The 25,545-nt window shown below is 37.6% G+C and carries 23 protein-coding genes; 2 read left to right on the top strand and 21 right to left on the bottom strand.

The features are described 5' to 3' along the window. Positions 1-67: 67 nt before the first annotated feature. Positions 68-2,794, bottom strand: a complete 2,727-nt coding sequence (locus tag KCX82_RS18270) for a PAS domain S-box protein (protein WP_227019924.1) — start codon at positions 2,792-2,794, stop codon at positions 68-70. A gap of 436 nt (positions 2,795-3,230) precedes the next feature. On the opposite strand from KCX82_RS18270, the gene KCX82_RS18265 reads away from it, so the two are divergent. Continuing rightward, positions 3,231-3,590, top strand: a complete 360-nt coding sequence (locus tag KCX82_RS18265) for an ATP-binding protein (RefSeq protein ID WP_227019930.1) — start codon at positions 3,231-3,233, stop codon at positions 3,588-3,590. A 303-nt stretch (positions 3,591-3,893) separates the two neighbouring features. On the opposite strand, the gene KCX82_RS23435 is transcribed toward KCX82_RS18265, so the two are convergent. The 9 genes from KCX82_RS23435 to KCX82_RS18225 form a co-directional block, all read right to left on the bottom strand. Beyond that, the gene (locus KCX82_RS23435; protein ID WP_465250680.1) at positions 3,894-3,974 is read right to left on the bottom strand and encodes a hypothetical protein; all 81 of its coding nucleotides are present in this window, start codon (positions 3,972-3,974) and stop codon (positions 3,894-3,896) included. After that, complete coding sequence (locus tag KCX82_RS23430; protein WP_465250679.1) at positions 3,962-4,126, bottom strand: hypothetical protein; 165 nt, start codon at positions 4,124-4,126, stop codon at positions 3,962-3,964. Before KCX82_RS23430 ends, KCX82_RS23435 begins: the two co-directional genes overlap by 13 nt. Positions 4,127-4,244: 118 nt before the next feature. Continuing rightward, positions 4,245-5,954 carry a phosphoenolpyruvate--protein phosphotransferase gene (gene ptsP, locus KCX82_RS18255; RefSeq protein ID WP_227019923.1) on the bottom strand — a complete coding sequence of 570 codons (1,710 nt, stop codon included), beginning with the start codon at positions 5,952-5,954 and terminating at the stop codon, positions 4,245-4,247. Positions 5,955-5,987: 33 nt separating this feature from the next. Then, positions 5,988-6,254: an HPr family phosphocarrier protein gene (locus tag KCX82_RS18250; RefSeq protein WP_227019922.1), complete on the bottom strand. Its 267-nt coding sequence runs from the start codon at positions 6,252-6,254 to the stop codon at positions 5,988-5,990. A gap of 23 nt (positions 6,255-6,277) precedes the next feature. After that, positions 6,278-7,711, bottom strand: coding sequence for a glycoside hydrolase family 1 protein (locus tag KCX82_RS18245; protein WP_227019921.1), 1,434 nt, complete (start codon positions 7,709-7,711; stop codon positions 6,278-6,280). 13 nt (positions 7,712-7,724) lie between these two features. Next, positions 7,725-8,075, bottom strand: coding sequence for a PTS sugar transporter subunit IIA (locus KCX82_RS18240; RefSeq protein WP_227019920.1), 351 nt, complete (start codon positions 8,073-8,075; stop codon positions 7,725-7,727). A 23-nt stretch (positions 8,076-8,098) separates the two neighbouring features. Next, complete coding sequence (locus tag KCX82_RS18235; protein WP_227019919.1) at positions 8,099-8,683, bottom strand: PTS transporter subunit EIIC; 585 nt, start codon at positions 8,681-8,683, stop codon at positions 8,099-8,101. Further along, complete coding sequence (locus KCX82_RS18230; RefSeq protein WP_227019931.1) at positions 8,593-9,348, bottom strand: PTS transporter subunit EIIC; 756 nt, start codon at positions 9,346-9,348, stop codon at positions 8,593-8,595. Before KCX82_RS18230 ends, KCX82_RS18235 begins: the two co-directional genes overlap by 91 nt. Before the next feature lie 16 nt (positions 9,349-9,364). After that, positions 9,365-9,685, bottom strand: a complete 321-nt coding sequence (locus KCX82_RS18225; RefSeq protein ID WP_227019918.1) for a PTS sugar transporter subunit IIB — start codon at positions 9,683-9,685, stop codon at positions 9,365-9,367. A gap of 159 nt (positions 9,686-9,844) precedes the next feature. Between KCX82_RS18225 and KCX82_RS18220 the strand changes: the two genes are divergently transcribed. Next, positions 9,845-11,767 (top strand): BglG family transcription antiterminator, encoded by a 1,923-nt coding sequence (locus KCX82_RS18220; RefSeq protein WP_227019917.1) that lies wholly within the window; start codon positions 9,845-9,847, stop codon positions 11,765-11,767. Between the two features lie 221 nt (positions 11,768-11,988). Here the strand turns inward: KCX82_RS18220 and KCX82_RS18215 are convergent, their stop codons facing one another. The 11 genes from KCX82_RS18215 to KCX82_RS18165 form a co-directional block, all read right to left on the bottom strand. After that, a complete protein-coding gene (locus KCX82_RS18215) occupies positions 11,989-12,753 on the bottom strand; it encodes an SDR family NAD(P)-dependent oxidoreductase (RefSeq protein ID WP_227019916.1) in 765 nt (254 codons plus the stop codon). Between the two features lie 22 nt (positions 12,754-12,775). After that, on the bottom strand, positions 12,776-14,701 hold the full coding sequence (locus KCX82_RS18210; protein WP_227019915.1) for an oxidoreductase: 1,926 nt from the start codon (positions 14,699-14,701) through the stop codon (positions 12,776-12,778). 1,610 nt (positions 14,702-16,311) lie between these two features. Then, the gene (locus tag KCX82_RS18205) at positions 16,312-18,264 is read right to left on the bottom strand and encodes a DUF2075 domain-containing protein (RefSeq protein WP_227019914.1); all 1,953 of its coding nucleotides are present in this window, start codon (positions 18,262-18,264) and stop codon (positions 16,312-16,314) included. A 1-nt stretch (position 18,265) separates the two neighbouring features. Beyond that, positions 18,266-18,598 carry a nucleotide pyrophosphohydrolase gene (locus KCX82_RS18200; RefSeq protein ID WP_227019913.1) on the bottom strand — a complete coding sequence of 111 codons (333 nt, stop codon included), beginning with the start codon at positions 18,596-18,598 and terminating at the stop codon, positions 18,266-18,268. Positions 18,599-18,811: 213 nt separating this feature from the next. After that, positions 18,812-20,419 carry a restriction endonuclease gene (locus tag KCX82_RS18195; RefSeq protein ID WP_227019912.1) on the bottom strand — a complete coding sequence of 536 codons (1,608 nt, stop codon included), beginning with the start codon at positions 20,417-20,419 and terminating at the stop codon, positions 18,812-18,814. A 172-nt stretch (positions 20,420-20,591) separates the two neighbouring features. Next, the gene (locus tag KCX82_RS18190) at positions 20,592-20,756 is read right to left on the bottom strand and encodes an RCC1-like domain-containing protein (protein ID WP_227019911.1); all 165 of its coding nucleotides are present in this window, start codon (positions 20,754-20,756) and stop codon (positions 20,592-20,594) included. Further along, the gene (locus KCX82_RS18185; RefSeq protein ID WP_227019910.1) at positions 20,746-21,267 is read right to left on the bottom strand and encodes an SF0329 family protein; all 522 of its coding nucleotides are present in this window, start codon (positions 21,265-21,267) and stop codon (positions 20,746-20,748) included. Before KCX82_RS18185 ends, KCX82_RS18190 begins: the two co-directional genes overlap by 11 nt. A 221-nt stretch (positions 21,268-21,488) precedes the next feature. Continuing rightward, the gene (locus KCX82_RS18180) at positions 21,489-22,673 is read right to left on the bottom strand and encodes a hypothetical protein (protein WP_227019909.1); all 1,185 of its coding nucleotides are present in this window, start codon (positions 22,671-22,673) and stop codon (positions 21,489-21,491) included. Between the two features lie 193 nt (positions 22,674-22,866). Next, positions 22,867-23,427: a hypothetical protein gene (locus KCX82_RS18175; protein ID WP_227019908.1), complete on the bottom strand. Its 561-nt coding sequence runs from the start codon at positions 23,425-23,427 to the stop codon at positions 22,867-22,869. Positions 23,428-23,628: 201 nt separating this feature from the next. After that, on the bottom strand, positions 23,629-24,513 hold the full coding sequence (locus KCX82_RS18170) for a hypothetical protein (RefSeq protein ID WP_227019907.1): 885 nt from the start codon (positions 24,511-24,513) through the stop codon (positions 23,629-23,631). Between the two features lie 211 nt (positions 24,514-24,724). Further along, positions 24,725-25,471 carry an RES family NAD+ phosphorylase gene (locus tag KCX82_RS18165; RefSeq protein WP_227019906.1) on the bottom strand — a complete coding sequence of 249 codons (747 nt, stop codon included), beginning with the start codon at positions 25,469-25,471 and terminating at the stop codon, positions 24,725-24,727. Positions 25,472-25,545 lie beyond the last annotated feature (74 nt).

Raw genomic sequence — 25,545 nt, 5'->3', positions numbered from 1 at the left:
TCATTTCTAAAAAAACTGCGCTTACTCTTTCAATCACTTGTCTGTACAGAAAACGGAAGTTATGTTTTCAATCAACCTTTTCAATATAATTTTCAAAACGCAGCAAATAAGTAGCATAATCATTTGATTTATTATTTTGGATAGCTTCTTCAAACTCAGAAAAAATAACATGCAGCCTTTGCATTCTCAAGTTCCCTGTTGTACCCTTGAGTTTATGAAGTAGCATTACCGCTTCTTTATAACGGTTACTTCTTATTAAAGTAGATAACTCTGAAATTTCATTCTTTAATTCACCAATATATTCATGAATAGTATTTCTTGCTTCACTGGGTTTAAATTGAACCTCGTCTACAAGCCTGTCTATCACTGTATCAATTTCATCAGAATCAATCCCTTTACTGCATGGTTTCAAATCTCTCCTATTGATATTCCTATAATTATCTAATATATTTTTTATCTCTGCCATGGAAAATGGCTTACTGATATAACCATCCATTCCCGAAGAAATACATTTTTCCCATTCTTCCTTCAGGGCATTGGCTGTCATGGCCACAATAAACGTATGCTTACCGCCGTATTCTCTGGCCCTTATCGCTTCTGTAGCTGCCAGTCCATCCATTACAGGCATTTGACAATCCATAAAAATTATGTCGTAGTCTTTATCTTCACAAGCCTTTAATGCTTCTAATCCATTAAAAGCTAAATCACAAACGGCATTTTCCTGCTTAAGCATGCTTAATGCAACTTTACGGTTCATCTCATTATCGTCAACCACCAGTAATCTCAATATTCCAGTATGTTTCTGATTTTCAATTAAGCTCAGCTCATTCTGGTTTGTTTGAGAAAAGTTCATCAGTTCCACTTCATAACTTCTCCCAAGAACTGCTGTAAACGAAAAACAGGAACCTCTTCCCGGAATACTTTCGACATGAATAGTACCATTCATCATTTGTACAAGTTCACTGCATATTGCCAGCCCCAGTCCAGTCCCCCCATACTTTCTTGTAACGGATTCATCTGCTTGAGTAAACAGGTCAAAAAGGTTGTCCATATATTCCTCATGTATTCCAATGCCGGTATCCTGTATATCAAATTGGACTACCAATTGCTCGCAGCTTTCTTCTAATAACTTAACCTGAATATCAATTTTTCCCTTATCCGTAAATTTGACTGCATTGTTTAATAAATTATTCAAAACCTGCTTTAATCTGTACGGATCGCCAACAACCCATACTGGCAAGCCAGCGTCAACATATATCTGTAATTCAATCCCTTTACTCGTCACGGTAGGCTTTATTAAGGAAATTGCGTCATCAATAATCATTCTGATACTAAAGCTAATTTCCTCAAACCTCAGTTTACCGGATTCAATTTTGGAAAAATCAAGAATATCATTAACTATATTTAACAATTCTGTAGAAGCTTTTCTGGCGTCATCGACAAATTCTTTTTGTTCTTTAGTAAGTTTCGTTTCTGATAAACATGCTAATAACCCACAAATACCATTCATTGGAGTCCGTATTTCATGGGACATATTTGCTAAAAAAATGCTTTTTGCCATATTCGTCGTTTCTGCAGACAGCTTTGCAGCTTTCAATTCTGCTTCCGTCTTTTTTCTTTCTGTAATGTCGAACAGAACGATTAATAAAAACTTTTTTTCAAAAGTATCTAAATAATCGGCAGAAAAAAGGAATATTAATTCCTTACCATGTTTTGTGCTGATATTTACTTCAACCTCTTTTATATAACCATCTGTTTTAAGCTTTTCTAATATTTTACTTCTGCAATTATCATCTTTATAAATATTCAGTTCTCTTAATGTTTTTCCGGTAACTTCTGCTTTTGTGAAATCCATAGCATTTAAAAAAGCACTGTTAACTTCAATAAGTTCGCCTTTTTCAACAGTGGTAATCATCATTGGAGACGGACAGCATTCAAAAGCCTTCCGAAACTTCCCATTTGCCATCTGAAGTTTAGAAATATCCTGTATTTGTGCCAAATATCCGGTAATTGCTCCAAATTCACTTTTCAGGGGCGCGATTACCCAGTCGAGGATTATAACTCCACTCTTAGTTGTTCTATAAAGTTCCAATTCTCTGACTATATCCAGGCTGAACACACATTCATGCCTTACTGCTTCACCTTTTAGCAGTTTACTTTTATTGCTATCAGGGACATTTGGATCTTGAAACAGGTCAAATCCTAACACCTCGTTAATATCAACTACCCCAAACATTTCCAGGCAAGCCTTATTAACAGCAATCAGCTTACCGTCAGAGTCATATAACTCAATGGCGACAGGAGATTGTTGAAATATATTTCTAAACTTCTCGTCAGTTTCTATTATCTGCTTTTGCAATTCAAAATGTCTTGTTAAGTCAGTATGTGTTCCAATCATCCTAACAGGTTTTCCATCTTCTGACCAGGATACGATTTTCCCTTTATCGGAAATCCATTTGTATGTTCCGTCCTTACATAGAATTCTGTGTTCATTTTCATAATTATAAGTTTTTTTGTTAAAATGATTATTTATATCCTCAAGGACTTTTGTTTTATCATCTGGATGAACCCGTTTTTCCCATTCATCAAGGCTATCCGAAATTTCATTTGGTTCAAACCCTATCATTTTCTTCCATTGTTCGGAATAAAACACTTTATTTGTTGATATATTCCAGTCCCAAACGCCCATTCCGCTTCCTTCTACTGCTAAACGCCAAAGTTCCTTTTCTTCAAAAAGTTCCTTAAAACCAACTTCACGATATGTATTATCTATATGATTTGCATTTTGATCCATATTTTCCTCCTAAAGGTATATTATTGTATATATCTTACCTCCCACAGGAGTAACAATATCAACAACATTGTTATTCCAATTGTATCCCTATGAGAAGTTTCTCACAAGAAAAATCGACCAATTATTTGGTAATTATCCCATTTTCAACATTCGGAATTCTGCTTGCATCACTTCCTCTTCTTCAGCATCCCAGAGTGCCTCCATTTCTTCGCTGGTTGCTACTGGGAAGTCTTTTGGAGCTCTCTCCCATCTGAATCAGAGCCAGATGAAGAATGATTTCTCGACACAAATTCCGATCCTGACAGTTCATAAGAAATCCGCCAAAAATGATTCACATATCAGGCGATCACTCATGTCCTTCATAATAACCCTTTAGATTTTTGCAAGTGCTTAACGCGGGGGTGCATAGACAAATACAAAATCCCAGGATGACAGGATTCCGGAACTGCTTCTGAACATTGAGGATGCAAAGTCCCATAATCAATACTCGGAATTTATGAAAGGGCTTCAAAGCACACGACTCTTGATCCTTGATGATATTGGGTTGAAATCATACAGTCTTGAGGAAAGCCGTGACATACTGAAAATTGCAGAATCCCGCTACAACAGAGGCTCTATGATCCTGGCCGGGCAGATATCTCATGGGCAGTGGTATGAGCTTTTCCCCGATTCTAACTTCGCTGATGCGATCATGGACCGGATCATCCATAACTCCTACATTCTCGAACTTGATTCAAAGATTTTGATGAGAGAAGTTATGACCGCCAAGAAAATGCGAGGCATCGATGAATTCTAAATACTGACAATATTTGCTACCGAAAAGCGGCAATTATTTTACAATCAATTTAGCCGGCAAAGTGTCCGGATACTTCCGGTTTCGTGTCCGGATGTTCCGGACGCATACACCTGGAAATCGGATAGAATACTCATTTAAAATCTCTCGTTTTGGCATATCCCTAAGACTAAATTTCCCAAAAAACGGGCCGAAAAATGCACTTTTCAGCCCGTTTTTTGCTCCGGAACCACAACATCTTGTGGACATATCCTACTTTTCCTCCTCCAAAACACAATACATCATCAGAACTATCGCTTCTACGTGCTATGTTTCTGCTTTCTTGATGATCTGGCCTTCGTTCCTTACATGATAATGAATGGCGTCCATAAATACTACTGCATAGATTTCTTCAAGCGGTCTGCTTTGCCATCCTTTGTGATCGGGAGGATTTTATCAGCAGCCCGACTAATGGTGCTGTTGAACATTTCAATCCCGTAGAGGCTATTTGAGAAACACGTTTGTTCTTCCGTTTTCTTCCCTGAGATGATGAAGTACATTGGCTCGCCATTCAGTGCTGCAAATTTATTAATAAAATCGTACTTGGATAAATTCCTCAAAATGAATATCGTCGACCTTACTTCTTAACAATCAGCTAATCTTGGGAAAGTAATGAATTTATGCATTAGTCATCTTTTCCATGAAAGCTTCAATCTCTTTTACGGTGCCCATTTTCATAACCTGATCCACAAGCTGTTTTACCGTCTCATACGATAATGACGTGATTTGTTTTCTTGCAGGTAATATCGAAGTTGCGCTCATACTAAATTCATCGAGTCCCATTCCTATCAAGAGTGGAATCATACTCTCATCACCTGCCATTTCACCACACATGCCAACCCATATGCCTGCTTGATGTCCATTATCAATTACCATTTTTATTAACCTCAATACAGCAGGATTGAGGGGATTGTATAGATGATGTATTTTTTCATTCATACGATCCACGGCACATGTGTACTGCACCAAGTCGTTTGTTCCGATGCTAAAAAAGTCCACATGTTTTGCCAGGATATCACTGATGATGGCAGCAGAAGGCACCTCAATCATCATGCCCACCTCTATATGATTGGCATAGGGAATATTATCTTCATCCAAGCTTAATTTGGCACCATGCAAAACTTCTTTAGCTTCCAGGAGTTCTTCCAGACTTGAAATCATCGGAAACATGATCTTCAACTCACCATATATGCTGGCTCTAAGCAATGCCCTTAATTGTGTCTTAAATATTTCCTTTTCTTTCAAACAAAGTCTGATAGCACGGTAACCCAAGAATGGATTGACTTCTTCCTCTACGCCGAGATATGGGAGCTTTTTATCGCCACCGATATCCATGGTTCTAACCACTACCGGTTTTGTATTCCATGCTTCCAGAACCTTTTTATACTCTTCAAATTGTTCATCTTCAGTCGGAAGAGCATTACGCTCTATATAAACGAACTCCGTTCTAAATAATCCAACACCTTCTGCGTCATGTTTCTTCAGGCTGCTAATATCATTAGCAGTACCAATGTTCCCTGCAAGTTCAACTTTTTTCCCGTCGATGGTCGTGCTTTCTCGTCCTTTCATGGCAATTAGGTTTTCTCTATTTTTCATATAGACTTCTCTGCGCCTATAGAAGTCATCTATCTCATCTTTCTTTGGATTGATGATGACATCACCAGTCTCCCCATTCAACACAACAAAATCGGAATTTTCCACTTGTTCAGTAATAGTTTTCAATCCAATGATAGCAGGTATTTCAAGGGTTCTTGCCATGATGGCTGTATGAGAAGTCCTTCCACCGAGATTCGTTAAGAAGCCCTTGACTTTTTTCTTATCCATCGCCGCAGTATCTGATGGAGTTAAATCATGGGCTACTAAAATGACCTCTTCATCTAGCGAAGACAACTCTACCACTTTTTGTCCCAAGATGTTGCGAACGACACGATCGGATACGTCTTTTATATCAGCAGATCTCTCTTTCATATATTCATTATCCATGGATTCAAAAATTGCAATGAACTGCTCAGCAACGGTTTGAAATGCATATGCCGCATTGATACTATTCGTCTCTATTTCAGTTAATGTATTCTTCAAAAGTTCCGGATCCTGCAGTATGTTGAGGTGTGCATCAAAAATAGCTGCTTTCTCCTCCCCCATCTCAAGCATTGCTTTCTCTTTGATTTTCATCAATTCTTCCTTCGAATTCTCAAGCGCATTAAGTAGAGAACTTTTTTCTATTTCGACATTTTTAATTTTATCTTTTTTAATGATCAATGGTTCGTTTTTTATAATTAAAACTTTCCCAAAAACGATTCCCGGAGATACGCCTGTTCCTCTAAGCATTCAGACCTCCTCTTTCTCTTCGATTAATTACGATCAAAACTCATTGAATCCACTTTCCACCAACTCAAGCAATGCATTGGCAGCTTCGGCTTCATCTTGTCCTTCAACATGAATTGTAATCTTATCCCCCTTTTTGACAGCTAATGCCAGCACATTCAGGATAGATTTTGCATCACCTTGTTTATCCTCAAAAGTAACCTTAATGTTTGAGTTGAATTTTGAGGCTGTTGTGACAAATAATGAGGCAGGTCTTGCATGAAGGCCCAATTCATTTATTATTTGGATGTCTTTTGATATCATAATGCTCTTTCTCCTTTCATTTCCTAAACATCTCCCTGAAGCATGTCTCCGTTAGTTTCTATAATATTCTTATACCAATAAAAACTATCTTTCTTGATGCGGCTTAAATCCATCAAGTCCTCATCTTCCCGATTTACGAAAACAAATTCATAACGTTTGCGAAATCCGCTGGTTGTACTCAATAAATCCATAAAAGACCATGGGCAGTAACCAAACAGTTTTACACCGTCATTAATTGCCAATCGGCACTGTGCCAGATGATTTTTTAAATAATTAATTCTATAATAATCATGCACCTGCCGCTCTTTGGTTAGTTCCTCGATTGCACCTATTCCATTCTCAGTAATTATGATCGGCAGATGATACCGGTCATTCAAATCATTCAGCAGTACCCGCAATCCTATCGGATCGACTTCCCAATCCCAGTCCGTCTTTTCTAGATATTGATTTGATGAACCTTGATAGATACCGGGTATAACTTCATAGCCAGTTGCGCCTTTGTTACCGCCTGTATTAAGAATAATATCCTTGTTCTCCAGGGTTTCCGGCGCATAAGCAACCACCCTGCTTTGATAATAGTTGAGTCCTAGAAAATCCGGTTTCGAACCTGCAATCAACTCCAGGTCCCCTTCCATAATAGTCGGAGCCACATTATTTTCTAACATGTATTTCCATATGTTCGGACGATAATGTCCATAAACATAAAGATCTGTGAAAAGATATGTCCTAAAATCATCTGCTTCTCTTGATGCTTGAATGTCTTTCGGGTCACAACTCTTAGGATAATTCGGAGAAATACCGATAGCTGGTCCTATTTTACCCGAAGGAACCATCTCCCTAAATAACTGGATTGATTTAGCATGTGCTAATGTCATGATATGGTTCATTTCGTATTTCTGTTTTTCCAAAGATTTATCTGTGTCGAACACCATCAAGTATGGCAGCAAGAACATATTACTTTGCTCATTGATGGTGAACCAGTACTTGATATTTTCTCCGAGGTGTTCGAAAAGCACTTCACAGTAATAAGCGAAATCATCAATGATTTTTCTACTGGACCAGCCACCATATTCTTTTTGTAAACAATCCGGCAAATCAAAATGATAAATAGTAGCCAAAGGCTCAATACCGTTTTCCTTCAGTTCCTTAACGAGATTGAGATAGAATTCAATACCCTTCTTATTCACTTCACCTCTGCCGTTCGGCAGTACTCTAGGCCAGGAGATTGAAAACCGATAGGCTTTTAATCCCAATTCCTTCATTAGGGCCACGTCTTCTTTGAAACGGTGGTAATGATCCGATGTGATGCTCGTATCGGCATAAGCAGAATTAATATTGAGATCAACAACTGATAGGGATTTCCCATCTTCCAGATACGCACCTTCAATTTGATATGCAGACGTAGCTGCAGACCATAAAAAATCTTGAGGAAAGGCTGTAGGATTCTTATATTTCATATGTTCGCTTCCTTTATTCTTCCAACTTCTTTAATCGTGAATCTAATACTTTAAATAGCGAAATCAATCGATTTGCTGTATTATACTCACTCATGACAACCATCAAGGTGTCCTGCGCATGGGCAAAGAGTAAAGAGAATGGGATATTATCCCCGCCTGCTTCTCCTTGAATCATTTTGGTTTGTTTCGAGTGCGCAGCAGCAATCTCTTTTTTTGCATCTTTCAATTTTAGATACGCATCATCAAAATTACCTTTTTCAACAATCATCAAAGCATCGTTGACCATTGTCCTGGCATTACCTGCGAGCATAATAATGCTCATGCTCAACTCATTCATTTCTGTTTCATTTATGTTGATTGACATATGACTTATCTTCCTTACTTCTACTATGAGTTCTGAACTTTCGCTTCTGCGATCTCTTTCCCGACTTCCTGCATATCATAAACTTTAAAGAAAGGATACCAAATAAGAAATGATACAGCAAGATTCACCGCTAATAATATCAACCCTCTCCAGTCAAAGTTGACCAAGTATGTGGAAATGCCAACCGGGATGTACCACATTTGCATGACTTGTGAAGGAATCGTAACCATCCCCATATTCAGAACAATATAAGTGATTGCAGGTATCAGTAGTCCGTTCAGCCACATAGGAATCATAAGGATAGGATTGAAAGCAATCGGGGCGCCAAATACGACAGGTTCATTGATGTTGAAGATTGCTGGTGCTATCGTTATTTTTCCGATAGCCTTCAAATGGCTGGACTTAGCCCAGAACAGCATCATGATCACCAATGGCAAAGTTGTTCCCATACCCCCAAGCCATATCCATCCCATCAAAGTTTCAAAGGTATGGATATTATGTGGTTGTAGACCTGCAGCTATATTATGGGCATTCGCTTCGATCCCGGCAACCCAGATCGGGAAAAAAATCGGATATGGCGCCCAAGGACTGATTCCGAATGAATACAATGCAACGCAAACAAAAGTACCAAGAACAAATCCCCAAAAACTTGTCCCAATAAGGACAATGGTTCAAACAATTTTATAATAATGGCATACAGATCCAAACCAATCTGGAATGTGAAGAGCCAACCTATAACAAGTAATAATGTGATCGGAATGATCGTGTCGAACCATATAATGATAAAGTCTGGCAAAGAACTCGAGGCACTGAAAAATGATTTTTTACTGAACAGATACATTGACACTGCCACAACTAAACCTACAAAAAGAGAAACAAACATACCGTTCGCACCCAGCCTTTCAAAGCTGATCGCAATATCACCGTTGTCCATGAAACTAGGCTTCAGAAGCATCAAGAACAGTGCAATACCAGTTAGACCTGAGATGATCTTTCTATCATTCTTCTTGAATTTCTCCATGGCATTGTATGGTACCAAGAACGCGATAAACATACTCATCAATCCGAACGAGAATGAGGAAATCGGTGAAAAGTCAGGCATATTCGGGAAAAATCCATTGAGGATCGAAACCATGGTAATCAATGAACCCACAAGAATTAAAGGTATAACACCCATGATTGAACCTTGAACTGAAGAAACCCAAGGGTTTCCGGTGATTTTGTTCATTGCCGGAGCAAATCTTTCATTCATCCACTCTATAAACTTTTTCATTGTGATATCTCCTTTCTTAGATATTGTTTTTTAATAATTCTAGAATAACATCTACGCATTTCTCTCCATCTAACCGCCCATATATGGATTGATCAATCATCGCGACAGGAACCTGATGTGTTTCTCCTGCCTTTTTCAGTTCTTCTTCCATGTATTTCAAATGAGGGCCGAAAAGTAACACGTCAATATCATTGATATAATCTTCAACCTCAGATTCGCTACGCGCTTTTATATTAAAGGCTAAGCCTCTTCTCTGCGCCGATTTTCTTACACTTTGAGCCAAAAACCCACTGGATGCTCCACCACCACAAACAATTAAAACGTTTACTTCCTTCATTTTAACCCTCCTTCCAAGTTGTGATTTATTATCGCACATCATATCTAACCTATCAAATAAATTAGCTTCCTACCTATAGGAACAAAATAATTTGACTTTTTTATCATGTTAGCCTAAAATATAACCATTTAACAGCTATAGCTAAAATCTGGTGTTATTATGGATATTGAGAGACATAAAGAATTCATTGATTTTTTCCTGAATAGGAATGATTGGCTAAAAGCCGGTCTTTTAGCCAATCATTTTGCCGTATCTTCGCGTACAATAAGAAAATGGATTAGCCTGATCAATTCAAACCAAACAGAAACTCCTTTAATACTTTCATCAAGTTCCGGATATAAGATTAATCCTTCAGCTTATAAAAAATACAAAGAGCTGCTGAAAGAAAATGATACTTACTACCAAACACCTGAAAAACGAATTTATTATATATTGAATCAACTCGTTATAAATAGTGATGGTCTCAGCATCTTCGACCTCAGTGATTCAATTTTTATCAGTGAGCCAACTTTGGAAAATGATTTAAGAAAAGCAAAGCCTATTCTGGAGTTATTTAATTTGTCTATTCGTCACTCAGGCGAATTAATTATTATGGAGGGTATGGAAACCAATAAACGAAAACTGATGACCTATATCTTTTATCAAGAATGCAATACAAAAATATTAAATCTGAAAAGTATCGAAGAAGCCTTCGGCTATGATTTAGGCGAATTCAAAGAGAAAATGCTTGGCCTCCTGAGAGATCATAACCTTTATGTAAATGAATATACCATTGGTAATATTTTGGTTCATATCATGATAACCACACAACGAATCAAAAAGCACCATATCATTCGTCCTCAAAATTTAGATATTCTGAGCGATAAAAAAGAATACCAGGCAGCCGAAGCCATCGCGAAACTTATTGAATCACAGTTCGATGTATGTATTGACAGCTTCGAATTATATAATCTAGCTGCTATGTTGATTAGTAAGACTACAATTTTGCGTCAGGATATCCTAAATAGACAGAATTTGTCAGAATACATGGATGCTCACGAAATCACTCTGGTTGAGCAAGTACTGAAAAAGGTTTATGAAAATTACATGGTGAGCCTTTATGATGATCAATTCCTTATCCGTTTTATGCTACATGTCCATAATTTGATCATTCGTGCCCACCATAAGCAATCTGCTAAAAATCCGCTTGCAAAGCAGGTCAAAGCAACCTATCCATTGATATACGATTTAGCTGTTTATATCTCAAACGACATTCAAAAAGAGGAATCCATTGAGATCAGTGAAGATGAAATTGCTTATGTAGCTTTTCATATCGCTGCTTTTCTAGAGCAGAAAAAAATAACAGGCAAAAGAATAAGTTGTACAATAATATGTCTAGACTATTACGATACACATAAGACCATGATTGATAGAATCAATCATTATTTTGATGCCCTTTTAGACATCCAAAGAGTATATACTACCATTGATTCAAACTTTACTGAAATCAACACGGAGTTGGTCATTTCGACAGTCGAACTACCTGCCGATACCGGCGCAGAGGTTATTGTAGTTTCTCCTTTTCTAAAAGAAACGGAAATAGATCTTATCAACTCGAGAGTTCTTCAACTCAAAAAGAAAAAAGAACATAATCGGCTCAAAAAGCAGTTGATTCAACTTTTTAATCCGCAAATCTTCCACCAAAATCTTTATCGACCTGATGTGTTTCAAATGATTCAGTCCATTGGTGCAAAAATGGTTGAATGTGGATTCATCGAGGAAAACTACATTGATGATGTCATTGAACGTGAAAAAATGTCTTCAACCGTTTTCAACAATAATGTTGCCGTTCCTCATTCCATGCATATGAATGCAATTAAATCATCCATCTCGATTGTCATAAACGACAAACCAGTCGAATGGGGTAATCAACGTGCACAAATCATCGCTTTAATTGCCTTCAACAAAAAAGAGCGAGATATTTTCGTTGATATCTTCGATCATTTCATCCGTATCATTTCGGAGCCTGAAAATGTTCAAAAACTAATACATTCAAAAAACTATGATCATTTCATTGATATTCTAATATCATTAATTGAGTAATAGCAATACACATCAAAAGTGAATTTAAACAGTAAAAAATAAAATCAAATTCTACAACCTTTTCAAGCAAATAATTATAGAATTTGATTTCATGAATAATCCTAGTCAGGTTCATTCTATTTGATAATCAGGCAAATAGAATTTTAAGGACGAATCTTAATGATATGAGATCCGTCCTTATTAGTAATTCACTTATTTAGATTTTGATATACACAGATAAATTACAGTCCACCGTTTGCTACGAGCCCACCATCAATCAAGATAGCATCACCATGAATATACTCTGCATCATCACTTGCAAGGAAACAGATCAGTTTAGCCATGTCTTCTGGCGTTCCTACCCGTCCTGCCGGAGTACCATTAATCTTACTCATGAAATCGTCGCTATCGAGCAGATCTGAGACCATAGGTGTTGCAACTAATCCCGGGCAGATTGTATTCGCTCGAATGCCATGACATCCCGGAAATGCAGTCAGATTCTTCATCATCCCAATAGTTGCCCATTTTGATGTTGTATATGCAGGGCCACCACCATTACTAATTACTCCTGCTGCAGAAGCTACTGTTACAATCACGCCTTTTCTACTTTTGATCATATAATCGGATGCATATTTACAGAAAAAGAATGTTCCCGTAATGTCAGTTTCGATAACTTCATCCCATATTTCCGGTGTGATCGTTTCATAATTAGTATAATGATCGAATCTACCTGCGCTGTTTACAAGAATATCAATTTTTCCAAATTCAGCAATCGTGTCTTCTACTAATTGAAATATTTCTACTTTACTTCTTAAATTTGCTTTAAGAGCAATCGCTTTCCTTCCCATTGCCTGAATTTCCTGTGCAATTTTCTCTGCACGTTCTTTACCGCCATTATAATGTACAACCACATCTGCACCGTCTTTAGCTAAAGCAAGAGCTGTTGCAGCACCAATTCCAGAACTTCCACCTGTTACAATTGCTATTTTACCTTCAAATTTACTCATAATTTATCTCCATAAACATTTCTTAAACAGTGTACGCCAGATCCAATGCAGCGCGTGTTGCACAACGAATATTTGCTGCTTTTACGGCATCTCCTATTTTATAGGCTTCAATGCCAACTGCCAGAAGTTCATCATATAATATATCTCCTGACGGTCTCTGACCAGTTGCACATATCGCAACATCAGCATTAAGATTCTGCGCTCTACCCTCATTATCAATAAATTTCACATAGTTTTTTCCAACTTCAGTAATTGTAGCATTTAAGTTGAGTGTTGCATTCGCGCTGAGGAATCCTTCTAGCAGGGCTTTATGAATTGCTTCATGACCATGGCAGATTTCAGGCAGCATCTCAATAATATTGACATCACAGCCTTTTTCTATTAATAGATGAGCCACTTCAGAACCAACTACACCACCGCCAAGAATCTCAACTTTTTTGTTTTCCGGTGCTGAATCAGCATCTTCTAGAATATCCCAGGAATCAATGGCATTATCAATCCCCTGTACTGGAGGACGGTTTGGCAGAGAACCAACTGCCACGATTGCTATATCTGGATTCAACGCTGCAATGCTTTCTGCGGTTGCTTCCATATTAAGTTTAATTATTGCACCTGAATCAGAAACCGTCTTTTTAAACCATTCTAGTCCTTTTCCTACTTCTCTTTTATACGGAGGAACCGCTGCCAAAATTAACTGTCCGCCCAGCTTATCTGCTTTTTCAAGAATGGTAACTGAGTGACCACGTTTCTGTGCAATAATGGTAAACTGCATTGCAGCTATACCACCACCAGCTATTACAATATTTTTCGGAGTTCCTGTTTTTAGGACACTATTTTCACAATATAAATCCTCATAGCCTACATAAGGATTCATTGAGCAATGTAATGTACCATGCTGGAAACTATACTGTCCAAGACATCCTTCGTCACAGTTTAGACAAGGACGAATTTCGTCTGTTCGATTAAACAGTACTCTATTTGGCCATTCCAGATCACAGATCAACTGACGACCAATTACAACCATATCCGTTTTCCCTTCTTCAATAATTTTTGCACAGAATTCCGGGGTACGGAGTTTACCTACAATCGCAACAGGAATTTTTACCGCTTTTTTCGCAGCTTCACCCATATAAACACGTGCACCTTCCTCCTGCCACTGAGTTTCCGTAACATTATTTACTGAACTGAAGAATCCGGTAGTAATATTCAACATATCAGCACCAGCTTCTTCACACCACTTCGCATATTGCATACCTTCTTCCAGTGTTGTACCACCAGGAATCAGATCTTCGATACCAAGACGAACTCCCAAAATGAAAGGAGCCGGACATTCCTTGCGAATTTCTTCGATGATTTCCTTCACAATACGGAAACGATTCTCAAGACTACCACCATACTGATCATTACGTTGATTACATGCAGGACACCTAAACTGATTCAACAAATACATATGGGATGCATGTAATTCCACACCATCCAGACCTGCAGTCTGTGCCACTTTAGCAGATGTCTCAAAATCCTGTTTAATCTTTTCAATCTCTTCCAAAGTGAGCGCGCGTGCTCCGCCATATTCACTTGGAGCAACGCTCTGTACGCCACCACTATACTCTGGAACAGCTATAAATCCGCCATGATGAAGCTGTACTATAATTTTAGTTCCAAATGCATGAACACTGTCTGCCATCTCACGCAGTTCTGGTGTAATATTTCCACTGTTGATTCTGAGCTGGCGTTCACTGATTTTTCCTTCTGGCCAGGAAACGCTGGCAGCTTCCATGACAATCAATCCCACGCCACCTCGGGCACGATTTGTCAGATAGCAGTAATGTTTGCGTGAAAATGAACCGTCCATATTCACAAAATTATCCATTGGAGGCATAACCACTCGGTTTTTGATTATAGTTCCACCAATTTTTATTGGCTGTATCATAAGTGTTAAATTACTCATAATAATTTCCTCCCCTTAAAATAGTTTAGTAGGGTTTTCAAAGGCTTTTTCCAGATACAAACCCTAAAGAAAGAGCGATGCATTTCTTAAACTACTGGAAATTCTTTTGTTCTTCAGTTCCGAGTTTTCTTGTCTTTGATAATTTAGTAGATCAGCTATTGAACTTAACTAATGTCCGTGTAACAATTTAGCTATTGAGGACGGTTCTGCTTTCTCTTGTTGGAGCTTTTGATCGCTTCTTTCAAAGTCCGTTCCCCCCGCTGGACTGATATTTTGTGCGACATCTCATTGGTTAAATATTAAACAATTCGAATAATGTCGTAAAGAAACAAACCCGTTGATTTGTTTCTTTCGAAACATATCAACGGGTTTGTTTAAAAATGATATTGTTAATTATAAAACATACTCTTTTAGAAAAAGCGGAAGCATCTCTGTAATCCAATCTGCCAAATCTTTCGAAGGAATATCACATCCTCTATTGATCCACAAACATAATTGTTTTGCTGCACCATATGCAATTGAATCTGAATTATTTCTTTCTGTGTAAAACTTTCTTTCCCATGGATTTTCTCATAACTGTCCTGATAATATTCCATAGCATATTTAATAACAAAATCTTCAAAAGAATTCATTCCTGTTGTTTTTACCACTTTTAAGAAGTATGTTTTGTTCTTTTCAACAAATTCAAGATTCTCTAATAAAAAATTGCGATAGTGGGTAAAATCATTTTTTTAATTAGATTATTAATGTGATCGTAATAATACCAGTTCATCAAATCATATTTATCTTCAAAGTGGCGATAGAATGTTGTTCTCGAAATATCTGCTTCGTTAAGATCATCTGATAGTTATATTTTCAAATTCCTTTTTCTTGAGTAATTCCTGAAAAGCATTACTAATTATTTTTTTTGTATTCATAAATCTTTCCTACTTCTTTGTTATGATATTAGATTACCTACACCTTGCCTTATACTTCTGGCAGTTGAATATAGCTTGCCACAATACACCTCTTATACTACATCAATACATAAAACAGAGTTCTGTTACTTTTTTAAATATTTCCATTAATTCGATTTTACTATTGAAGAGCTAATTATTCAACATGAATAATGAAGCACTTTATTAAATAGTGAAGATTTGTTTAGAAAACTGATATGGAAAATAGGGCTGAATTTATACATCTCAATACATTTGGGTGTTCTTATCTTAAATCAAGTTTGATGATAGTATCCTTCAAGATATCCGATGTCATCTATGAAAACGGTCAAAAAAACGGGTCAAAATTTGCACTTTTTTGCCTCGATTTTTGCTCTATTCTTGCATCAAAACCACAACATCTTGTGGTTTAAGTCTATTTTTCGCCCTCCAAACCACATTTCGACATCTTTATTATCACCTCGACGTGCCTTGAAGCGGTAAAAAAGATGCCGCCTAAAGCTGGTGGGGCCTTGGCGGAAACTGGGGCCTTGGCGGCAAATCTCAAATCATCTTTTAGGGTCTTTCTCTTTTATTCTTTTATGTACGCTCTCACATCTTCACGTATTATCCATTCTTATGTTCCTTACTAAGATTTATCCGTCAACTTAGTCGGTAGCTGTTTAATAGCTAACTCTACTCCCCGTATTCCATATCGGTATCTTCTGCTACCATTAAATACTCAAGTCTCTCTTCATTATAGTTATAATAGGAATCCCTGATTCTTCTTTTCAGATATTCTGCTAATTCCTTATTGCAGCAATAAACATAACATCCCTTTTGTCCTCGTGTCAGCAGCACTTTATAAGTATTCCGAATGACTTCGTCCGCCATGAGCTTAGCTTTTTCCACAACAGACAAATCCTTATCCTTTATCATTGTTTTATAACCCCGAAGAGTTTTATTTGCATCCACTTTATCGCGCGCTTCAGGTTGTGTTGTGATAATACCGTTCTTAACAATCAAATCTTCACCGATGATTACACCGACGTAATCAAACTCAAGTCCCTGACAAGTATGAATACAGCCTATCTCATCTATTGAACCTTCTGTAATCGCCCACAAAGATCCATCGCTAAACTTATTCCACCGTGCATGATAATCTCCTATGTTGATATCTGTAACTGAAGGATTTTTCTTGCTCGCCCACGGCCAACAATACCCCGCAACTACTCTCGATCCACTTTCGGAACTCTCTAACACATTTTTCTCACGAATTAAAAGATGTAATTCGGCGGGAGAATCCACTATCTGAAAATCATAATCAATCCCTTCAAGTGTCACGTTCGCCGTCTCACGAATGCCGAGTGTATTGTCAAGCCATGCGAGGTACCCATCAGACCCATTACATCGGAATTGTGATGGCAAATCCACCGTAATAACTTCCGCGTCGAATACTTTTGCCTGTTTTACAATCTCTTCTTCGCTACCAATATCCTCTATCAGCACCTTTTGTGATTCGTCCAAGAAGAATACCGTTAGTTTCGCTGCATTAATCAAGTCTTTAACTTGGTTGCCTTTATATGTATTGAGCAGGTTTCTTGCACTCAATCGATGCGCCTCATCAACTATCAATACATCCATAGTATTTTTATCTAAATCCTGATACACAGTTGCACCTTTGAACAAATTTGAGATACGAGTTTTATGCATTGTGCTGGATAATCTCGATTCATAAACCGCCCGTGGCGCTGCATTGCTTGTCACGTATTGAACCAGTTTCTCCCGCTTCGTTAATTCAACAATTAAATTAATTGCGACTACGGTTTTGCCTGTGCCCGGTCCGCCTCTCACAATGAGCACACGCTTCTTCTTTCCAGTCACAGTATCAGCTAAATCTAGTGCCATTTCATAAATGGTTTTCTGATCATCGACAAGAACTAATTCCCGTTTACCTTCCATCATGGATGTAAGACAATTCGCCAGATTTTTTGAGGGACGAATCTTACCAGCCTCAATTTTGTAAAGAACTTCTTTTTTATCGCCATGTTTTATGAAACGCTTTATGAAACTGCGCAACTTTTCGTTGTCATCCATCAGAAAAACAGGGGCTTCACGTAAATAATCTTCGTAAAACGCATTCTTGATAATCGGTTCGTTTTTATCTTCTTTGTAGTTGTGAAGATAGGCGCATGGATACAATCCAATCTGTTCCTGCTGGATGGTTGTATTATAATCCTCCATAACTGTTTTATAGGACCAAGCTTGGTACGATGGATGTAAAACATTACCGAATCGTGCAACGCGAACTACGGCATCCATTTTTGTCAACTTCGCTTCATCCCATTGTTTCAGTTCGACAATAATGATATTTCCAGTTTGATTATCATCGTATCCCGAAATAATAAAGTCAACTCTTTTTCCGGTTTGCGGAACATTGTATTCAATTGCAATTCCTGAATTATCAGGAATTGCTGTGTCGTCGAGGATGTTTCGCATATGCTGTAGAGAAGCCTGCCAAGATCGTTGTTCTGGCAACCCTACTCGACGGCCAAGTTTTCGTTTCATACAATCAGCTACCATTTCAGAGATCCGGTTATCCCTAACGTGCAGCATAAAGTCCTTTTTTTCTTCAGCATAAACAAGCATATTATAACTCCGTATATTTTTCCTTCTTACCAAAAGCTTTTTCGACAGGATACTTTTTGCTATTCTTACTTAGCTTTTCCATAATAATTTCATCCAAATCCAAACCAACTGCCTCGGCAAATAATACCGAATAGATTAGAACATCTGCTAGTTCTTCTTTAATACTGAGCATCCGTTTGGCGACAGCCTCTTCGGAAGAGGACCATTGAAAATTCTCCAACAGTTCTGCGACTTCGAGAGAGAGGGAAATTGCTAAATCTTTAGGGTTATGATATTGTTTCCATCCTCGCTCATCACGAAATTCCAAAATCTCATTTACAATTCTATCGTCCATTTCTTCCTCCGGATTGCTATATTCTATGCGTCACAGGGACGCTATACCTATAGCGGTATTAACAATCTTAATACCTACAATAGCTTCTCTCCATGCTCATATTTTTCAGATATTCTACGTTCAAGTTCTACGATTGACAATGTTAGAATCATAATTTCACCTCTCTAATATTTACACTTAATGAGTCTTTCCACTGTTAACGACCGAAAAACTTTATTTTTTATCTTCAGGAAAAATTATGCGAGCTTGCACGCCTACCTGGTCCAGTAAATACAGAAGCGCTCCACCGTCAATTAATTCTATAGGCTTGTCCTTCGAAAAGTCATAAGCATCTGGGCCATAGCTACTTGTCGTTACAAGAATGCCTTTATTTGCGCCCTCATTCATCATGGTTCCATATAAATCCCTTACTGCGGAAACTCCTACCAGATTCTTATACCTTTTGGCTTGGATAACCACTTTTCCACCCAAAACCGGCCTGTTATCGAACGCCACAGCGTCAACACCGCCATCCTTTGATGAACGTGTCTGTTTTGTTTCCAATCCCATTTTCCCAAACAGATTAGCTACCAGGTTCTCAAATTCAAACGGATTTAGATCCATTAAGTTTGGCCTGTTATCGAGTGCTGAAAGCACATCCTGTTGCTCAACAAATCTTTTGTCCACCATATCAAATTCAATAATCGGTTTTACAGGCTGTAATTCATCAGGACGCGGAGATATTTGGGCTCCAAGGTTCCTTAAACAGGCTTTCTTCTCAGCCCTCTTCAAGTCAATTTCTAGGAATCTTTCTTTTGTAACCCTAATTGAGATTAAAAATGGCTTTATATCTTTCCCTGTGGCAGGGTCTACTGTCTCAACATATCCGTTAAATACAACTAAATCAATCACATTTCCCTGATCAGCTTCAAATACCTCATGAATGGATCTTAAGCAAATAGCGGCAATGACATCTTGATATATTTCTTTAATTTCTGTCTGTTTTCTCTGCTTTTCATCGATAGCATCCCTGCTTTTTACGTATTTATATTCCTGCACGGCAGGAATTATTTCCACTGTTGGCAATTGGTACTCAATTACTAGCTCTTTAGAATCTTCTGCATATGTAACTCTAAAGTTCTGTGGAAACTCATCAGGATATTGTGATCTCTCCAGGACCATAGAATTATAAGAAATAACTGAGGCAATATCCTTGTTTTTGTACGATTGTTCAAAATCGTCTACTTCTTTGTTCCGTTGTTGAACTTTCAAATCCCAATCACTTTTTTCCTTTTCATACCGGGCTTTATATTTTTCTAGCTTGTCTTTACGTTCATTTTCCGCTACTTCATACCTTTCTTTTTCCTGCCTATAATTATCTTCCGCCTGTTTCTTGGCATTTTCATATCGATTCTGCCATCCAGGCACTAATTTATCAAAAAATCCTGGCGATTTTACATTTTGTATAAAATATTCAAGAGTCGGTTCATTGTTCAGAGTTGCCAATTCTACAGGAGGTTTATATTTTGGACCAGCATCATGTATTTTTAGAGAATTAAAAGATATCGTATCATTTATCGACAGAGTGTTTGTCAAAATACTTAATAAATCACTTACTCTCTCTTCCAATTCCTCATTCATCTCATCGACTTCATCTACCCTAATTTCAAGATATCTTTGCTTCTCCTCTTTCGCATCTAACGCTGCTTGCCTAATTTCCTCACGTCTTGCTCTTTCAGCCTCACGAATTCTTCTTTTTTGGTCGGCTTCGGCCACTCTTTGCTGCCTCGCCGCTTCCCTTGCCATTGCAGTTAATATACTTCCGTAACCACGTCTTGCCATATTACCACCTCCGAAATTTCCATAATTATCTATATTATATCATATATTTCTCGTTGTAACAGGTTTATGGTCTCCACATGACTTGAAGCGGTAAAAAAGATGCTGACGGAACCTGGTGGGGCCTTGGCGGAAACCCATATTTCAGTAACAGTCGTCTGTATAATATTGATAACTAAACGCCAGGAAGTTGGATGCCACGCCAACCGCTAACATCACACTGGCCATATTCATTATTACCTATAGCAACCACTGTGCCGTCTGATTTAAGACCAACGGTATGACGACATCCCGCTGAAATGGTACTTTCAGGAATAGCTTTCCGCTTCTTATTCTTCATAATTCTCTGCATTTAATCTTAACCTATAGAACTGTTGAAGCCATTCACTTTGCTCTTCCATCGTTTCTTTCAGTTTCTCAAGGCTTCTTTTACCAACTCGTCTATCTAACACAGCAAACATTCTTTCCAATGGATTATCAGAATGAATGCTGACCTGAATACTTTGATTTCGGTAATTCTCCAATGACTCACAGAATTCATTATCCGTATATTCCTGTCTTGCTTGCATTGGAACAGAATCCATGAGAGCCCAAAACGCATCCCAGTATTCGCCTAGGCCAAAGTGATTCGAATTCTTTTTATATCCTTTCTCAATAAAATAAGTATTCACTGTTTCCCAAGAGAACTGCTTTACCAGTTTGTTATCAATATAGACTTCGAAAATATGACATCCATCCATACCAACGTAAGTAGTACAGTTATACCGAACCCGTCCGTGTAAACTGTCTGCAAGCATTTCCTGCTCAAGATATTTTCGCATGCCACTCCAAGATCCTAATATTTTTCCCATTCAACCGCCTCTATAACTCCAAGTTTATCGGCTTAAACGTTTCCAACAGTATACCGTCTTAACTGTTATTTCTCCACCCTTGTTATCAATACTACACACTCCACATGCCTTGAAGCGGTAAAAAAGATGCCGCCTAAAGCTGGTGGGGCCTTGGCGTGAATCATAAACTTTTCTCTTAATCTAAACACTTACAATATATCAGTCCTGAAAACTGTTTCTAATTATAATAATTTTTTATCTACTGAAATTATTTTGCGTATAAATTTTTGTAATAGTTTCATTTCAAGTATCATTGCTTTACTTTTATTCTTAAATTCGCCCATAGAGTTTGTATCCGTATTAGACAAGTAAATCGCTGTAACTATGCCCCTAGTAGAATTTTCTCTAAATTTATTGGTGTCTAAAAGTATTGTTTGATAATGAATTGTATTTCTAAGTTTTTGAGCAAACTCCCTGGCTACTAAATTTCCAATTATAAGATTTTCATTTTTGCAATATTCAAGCAATATCCTCCTGTCGTCTTTCTTAGAAAACGTTAACAGACTTTGTAAATTATCAAAAGCCTCATCATACTTAATTGCTAAAAGCTTACTGAAAAAGCAAGCCCACATATCATCCTTATTTATTGATTCATAATCAAAAATTTCATCTAATAATAACAATATGTAGCTAATCTGATATAACATTAACACTAATCTAAAAGTGGATATGGACGAAACCGCACTACAATTGACTAAATCAGCGCTTTTATAATCAAACAATTCAACTACCGGCATTTTTTCACGAAAATGCAACTGTGATAACAGATATTGTGTTTCGTCCACTGTCAGTGCAATGGCTTTAATATTAGAGGAAAGAAATTCTGCATAGCCATGATAATCAATTCCCACCCATTCTTTATTCTCACTTTCATAAATGCAATGATAGATAAAATAGTCACATCCTATTAGGCATTTAAGGTCATCCACAATTTCAAAAACCAATGAAATATCACTTCTCAGCATATGAAACACGTCTGGTTTATCAAGTTTGTATTCTTTAAGTTTTTGTCCAATAATTGTATTGGCTTTCTTAGCAAATCCACCATTTTTAAAATACGTATGGATATTATTTCTCACCACTTCTAAATCAGCATAAAATGGCTGCTCTTTAAAAACTTTACATTCTTCATCATCCCAAATAGATAGTTGCTTTATGCTCTCATAAAGGAATACCGAAGCATCAAGTTGATGACCCATTGCTATAAAGGTGTTTAATCCCCTTTCACAACCATATTGAGGTTGTGGAGCATGAAACTTAAACAATTCAATTAAATGCTTTGTCAAGTTGAAATGGCAAGCGGCTTCAAATTGCAATAGAGATAATCCTGATAGATACTGAAGATTTTTCTTAAATTTATCATCCATATAGATACGACGCCTCTTATCATAAAACCTTTCTTATAAATTAATTAAAGTTTTCTCTAACATATCCGCTTTTCAATCCAATAATTAACCTCTTATCCATACCTTCGGCACAATTTGACGCAGACCTCGCAGTGCCTTAGGCTATAAAAAAGATGCCATATCTATTTTGCATCTCCCTGGTCGGGAAATCGCTTTATTTAAAATGTCTTACTTTAGCATTTAACCAATATTTTTTTCGTATACGCATGAATTCATCTCTTGTTAAAACGCATTCATTCGTGCAATCATGATGACAGTTCGCGTGAATTTCTGCGAGCATCATTATCTTGTAAAAAATCACACGATGGTTGTCATTTCCGTCAACATAGTACTTCCCATCGACTTGTGATAACACGACAGGAGCATCCTGTTTATCAACAGGCTTTTTTAGCATTCGGAAATACTTGTTTTTTGTAACTCTGCCGCTCAATATGTATTCTTTTGCACGCTTAATCTTCATAAACGCCGTTATTATATCTCTGCCACCATAATCATTATGACTTGTACCGAATATATCACTCAGTAAAACTTTCCTTTCCGTAAATGCTCCGCCGCAGCCGCTCTGGGTTTTGTGTTTATTAAATGGTTCAAAGAAAATGAAGGGCAACCTCTCTAAATCAACGCCAAAGCTCGCCAACAGATAGCCTCGTACTGTTTTTTGATTATCTTCACATGGGATATAAAAATCGCTATAAGACAAATCTAACCATTTCAATAGCTTTACCTCTTTGCTAAAATAGTACTATAGCGATAGTGCCAATGATTTACGCCCTCTCAAGCAAGCAACAGCACTCTATATGGCACGACACGATAGCATTGATGTTTCTGACCGCCTTGAAACTCATCCGTCCACGAGAATAAATCCATAGGAAATTTTCGAGATGGTTCAAAGGAACATATCAAAACTAACCATTATTTATTTCTTGTCCAATTCGCGGTCGCTAAGCCAGTCTTGAAATATTGGATAATCTTTTATTTGTCCTGCCTTTGCCTTCAGGTTCTCGACGATTTTCTCCTTTTGCTTATCGCTCATAGAATCAGAAGCTGACTGCGCCGTTTTCAGCATATTTGTAAACTCATTTCCGACCACGCTTGTGATATGCTGATCCTTTGCCTCGATATGCCCGTTGCCGTTAATAATCTGCGTTCGGTCCCATTGTTCATGGCTCCCTTTACTGTAAAGCGTAATCAGCATAATGCCCATCATATTCGTGATGGTTCCATACGTCCGATCTTCTTCATAACAAAAGGTATAGCTTTGGATTCCCCTGTGGAAAATGGCATGCGGTCTCAAGCCGGCCATTTCTGTGTTGCCGGATATTTCTTTTATCTCTTCAAAGAAGAAAATATGATGTTCGATGGTTCCAATGTCGCTTCGCTGATTCAGAAGGTACTCTCTCATATCCCTTTCACAGGCAATCAAATGCTCAAATGCATCGATGCCGACGACATCATTCTCTGAAAAATCCAGTAGATCCAAATAGAGGCTTCTCCAGCTTAAGGATGTCAGAAAGTAAAATAGTCTGGAATCGTATTCAAACTGAATGCGTTCTTTCTTTTGGTATGGGTGGAACAGGTTGTTTGCAAAGTAGGTCTCTTTTTCGCTGAATAAGTCTTCGCAGTTGCCACACAGCATATGGTGCTTTTCGCTGTCTTGTACAGGGACGTTTGGATTATCCGAGTTTCGAATGTTGCCGATTGCTGTCTTCTTCAGAGTACGCATCACCATCTTCGGAACGATATGACTCAGTTCAAGCTCTGTTTCAACACCACATAATGCGCACTTTTTTAATTGATACATTCCACTACCCCCCAATACAAACCTTATAATAATTCTAATTATATCAGAAGTGAGCATATCTTCAACGAAAAGACCGCCTGGTAAGAACCGTTTATATCGATTTCTCATTTCGTGACATAAATACCACCATCTCTACATGCCTTGAGTTACAAAAAAGATGTCGCTTGAACCTAGTGGGGCCTAGGCGGCTAGATTTCCAAGAACGGGAAGGCTAATCTTTATAGAAGTGAGGATTTGTACACTCATTAAATCTCACATCAATCCCCTCTATTTCATAAACAGTGACCTTATGCAATTTCAATAAATTTTTATCAAATATTACAATATTTTTCCCCTCTTTATTGTCCTTACTAAAGTAAGAATTATAAAACAAACCATCATACCCACTATTCTTAACACATTCTGCTATCATCTGTGTTAGTGCATATTCAGCTGCATCATCATTAGAAGTAACAGGTCTTGAGAATGATTGATTTATATCCCCCCATAATGTCTCAATTGAATTATCAGAGACCATCTCCGATATATTAAAATTAATTACTAAATTGGGGGTATCATCTGATGAAAAATCTATAAGACGTAATTCCCTTTTATTAGTAAATGAAGCTAATGATACTTGATCACCGTTCCAACTCCGCACCTCTGAAATAGCTATATATTCTTTATTAGATAAGTAAATATAAGGTATCCCTTTTGGGTTCGCGCGCCCTTCCCTTGCTTTGTGATCAAGAGGGAGCATCCTATCTCTACCATAAGGAATCGGTAAATCATCAAATCCAGCAACACCTTTTTGAGCTCGATACATGATGCTTCCCACTGGTACTACTTCTACCCTATTGACAAAAAAGTCATTTATCTTTTTAATTATTTCTAGAATTTCAGCACTAAAAATATATCGGTTTTCTGTCATTATGGATCTGTATAGCTTCGAAAAATCTCTTTCAGAATATTTAATCATATGTCCTCCATTATTTACAATTAATGTCGAGTACATCATACCAAAATTAAAGGCTAGAATTAAAAATCTTATAT

Source organism: Sinanaerobacter chloroacetimidivorans (genome assembly GCF_018128545.1).
GTDB lineage: Bacteria > Bacillota > Clostridia > Peptostreptococcales > Anaerovoracaceae > Sinanaerobacter > Sinanaerobacter chloroacetimidivorans.
Note: the sequence above shows the minus strand (reverse complement) of the source record. Positions and strands in the feature narration are given on the sequence as shown.

Excerpts from the sequence above, each read along its gene's own strand:
- KCX82_RS18270 (WP_227019924.1), bottom strand. The coding sequence starts at position 2,794 with ATGGATCAAAATGCAAATCATATAGATAATACATATCGTGAAGTTGGT.
- KCX82_RS23430 (WP_465250679.1), bottom strand. The coding sequence starts at position 4,126 with ATGTACTTCATCATCTCAGGGAAGAAAACGGAAGAACAAACGTGTTTC.
- ptsP (WP_227019923.1), bottom strand. The coding sequence starts at position 5,954 with ATGCTTAGAGGAACAGGCGTATCTCCGGGAATCGTTTTTGGGAAAGTT.
- KCX82_RS18250 (WP_227019922.1), bottom strand. The coding sequence starts at position 6,254 with ATGATATCAAAAGACATCCAAATAATAAATGAATTGGGCCTTCATGCA.
- KCX82_RS18245 (WP_227019921.1), bottom strand. The coding sequence starts at position 7,711 with ATGAAATATAAGAATCCTACAGCCTTTCCTCAAGATTTTTTATGGTCT.
- KCX82_RS18240 (WP_227019920.1), bottom strand. The coding sequence starts at position 8,075 with ATGTCAATCAACATAAATGAAACAGAAATGAATGAGTTGAGCATGAGC.
- KCX82_RS18230 (WP_227019931.1), bottom strand. The coding sequence starts at position 9,348 with ATGAAAAAGTTTATAGAGTGGATGAATGAAAGATTTGCTCCGGCAATG.
- KCX82_RS18225 (WP_227019918.1), bottom strand. The coding sequence starts at position 9,685 with ATGAAGGAAGTAAACGTTTTAATTGTTTGTGGTGGTGGAGCATCCAGT.
- KCX82_RS18220 (WP_227019917.1), top strand. The coding sequence starts at position 9,845 with ATGGATATTGAGAGACATAAAGAATTCATTGATTTTTTCCTGAATAGG.
- KCX82_RS18215 (WP_227019916.1), bottom strand. The coding sequence starts at position 12,753 with ATGAGTAAATTTGAAGGTAAAATAGCAATTGTAACAGGTGGAAGTTCT.
- KCX82_RS18210 (WP_227019915.1), bottom strand. The coding sequence starts at position 14,701 with ATGAGTAATTTAACACTTATGATACAGCCAATAAAAATTGGTGGAACT.
- KCX82_RS18205 (WP_227019914.1), bottom strand. The coding sequence starts at position 18,264 with ATGCTTGTTTATGCTGAAGAAAAAAAGGACTTTATGCTGCACGTTAGG.
- KCX82_RS18200 (WP_227019913.1), bottom strand. The coding sequence starts at position 18,598 with ATGGACGATAGAATTGTAAATGAGATTTTGGAATTTCGTGATGAGCGA.
- KCX82_RS18195 (WP_227019912.1), bottom strand. The coding sequence starts at position 20,419 with ATGGCAAGACGTGGTTACGGAAGTATATTAACTGCAATGGCAAGGGAA.
- KCX82_RS18190 (WP_227019911.1), bottom strand. The coding sequence starts at position 20,756 with ATGAAGAATAAGAAGCGGAAAGCTATTCCTGAAAGTACCATTTCAGCG.
- KCX82_RS18185 (WP_227019910.1), bottom strand. The coding sequence starts at position 21,267 with ATGGGAAAAATATTAGGATCTTGGAGTGGCATGCGAAAATATCTTGAG.
- KCX82_RS18180 (WP_227019909.1), bottom strand. The coding sequence starts at position 22,673 with ATGGATGATAAATTTAAGAAAAATCTTCAGTATCTATCAGGATTATCT.
- KCX82_RS18170 (WP_227019907.1), bottom strand. The coding sequence starts at position 24,513 with ATGTATCAATTAAAAAAGTGCGCATTATGTGGTGTTGAAACAGAGCTT.
- KCX82_RS18165 (WP_227019906.1), bottom strand. The coding sequence starts at position 25,471 with ATGATTAAATATTCTGAAAGAGATTTTTCGAAGCTATACAGATCCATA.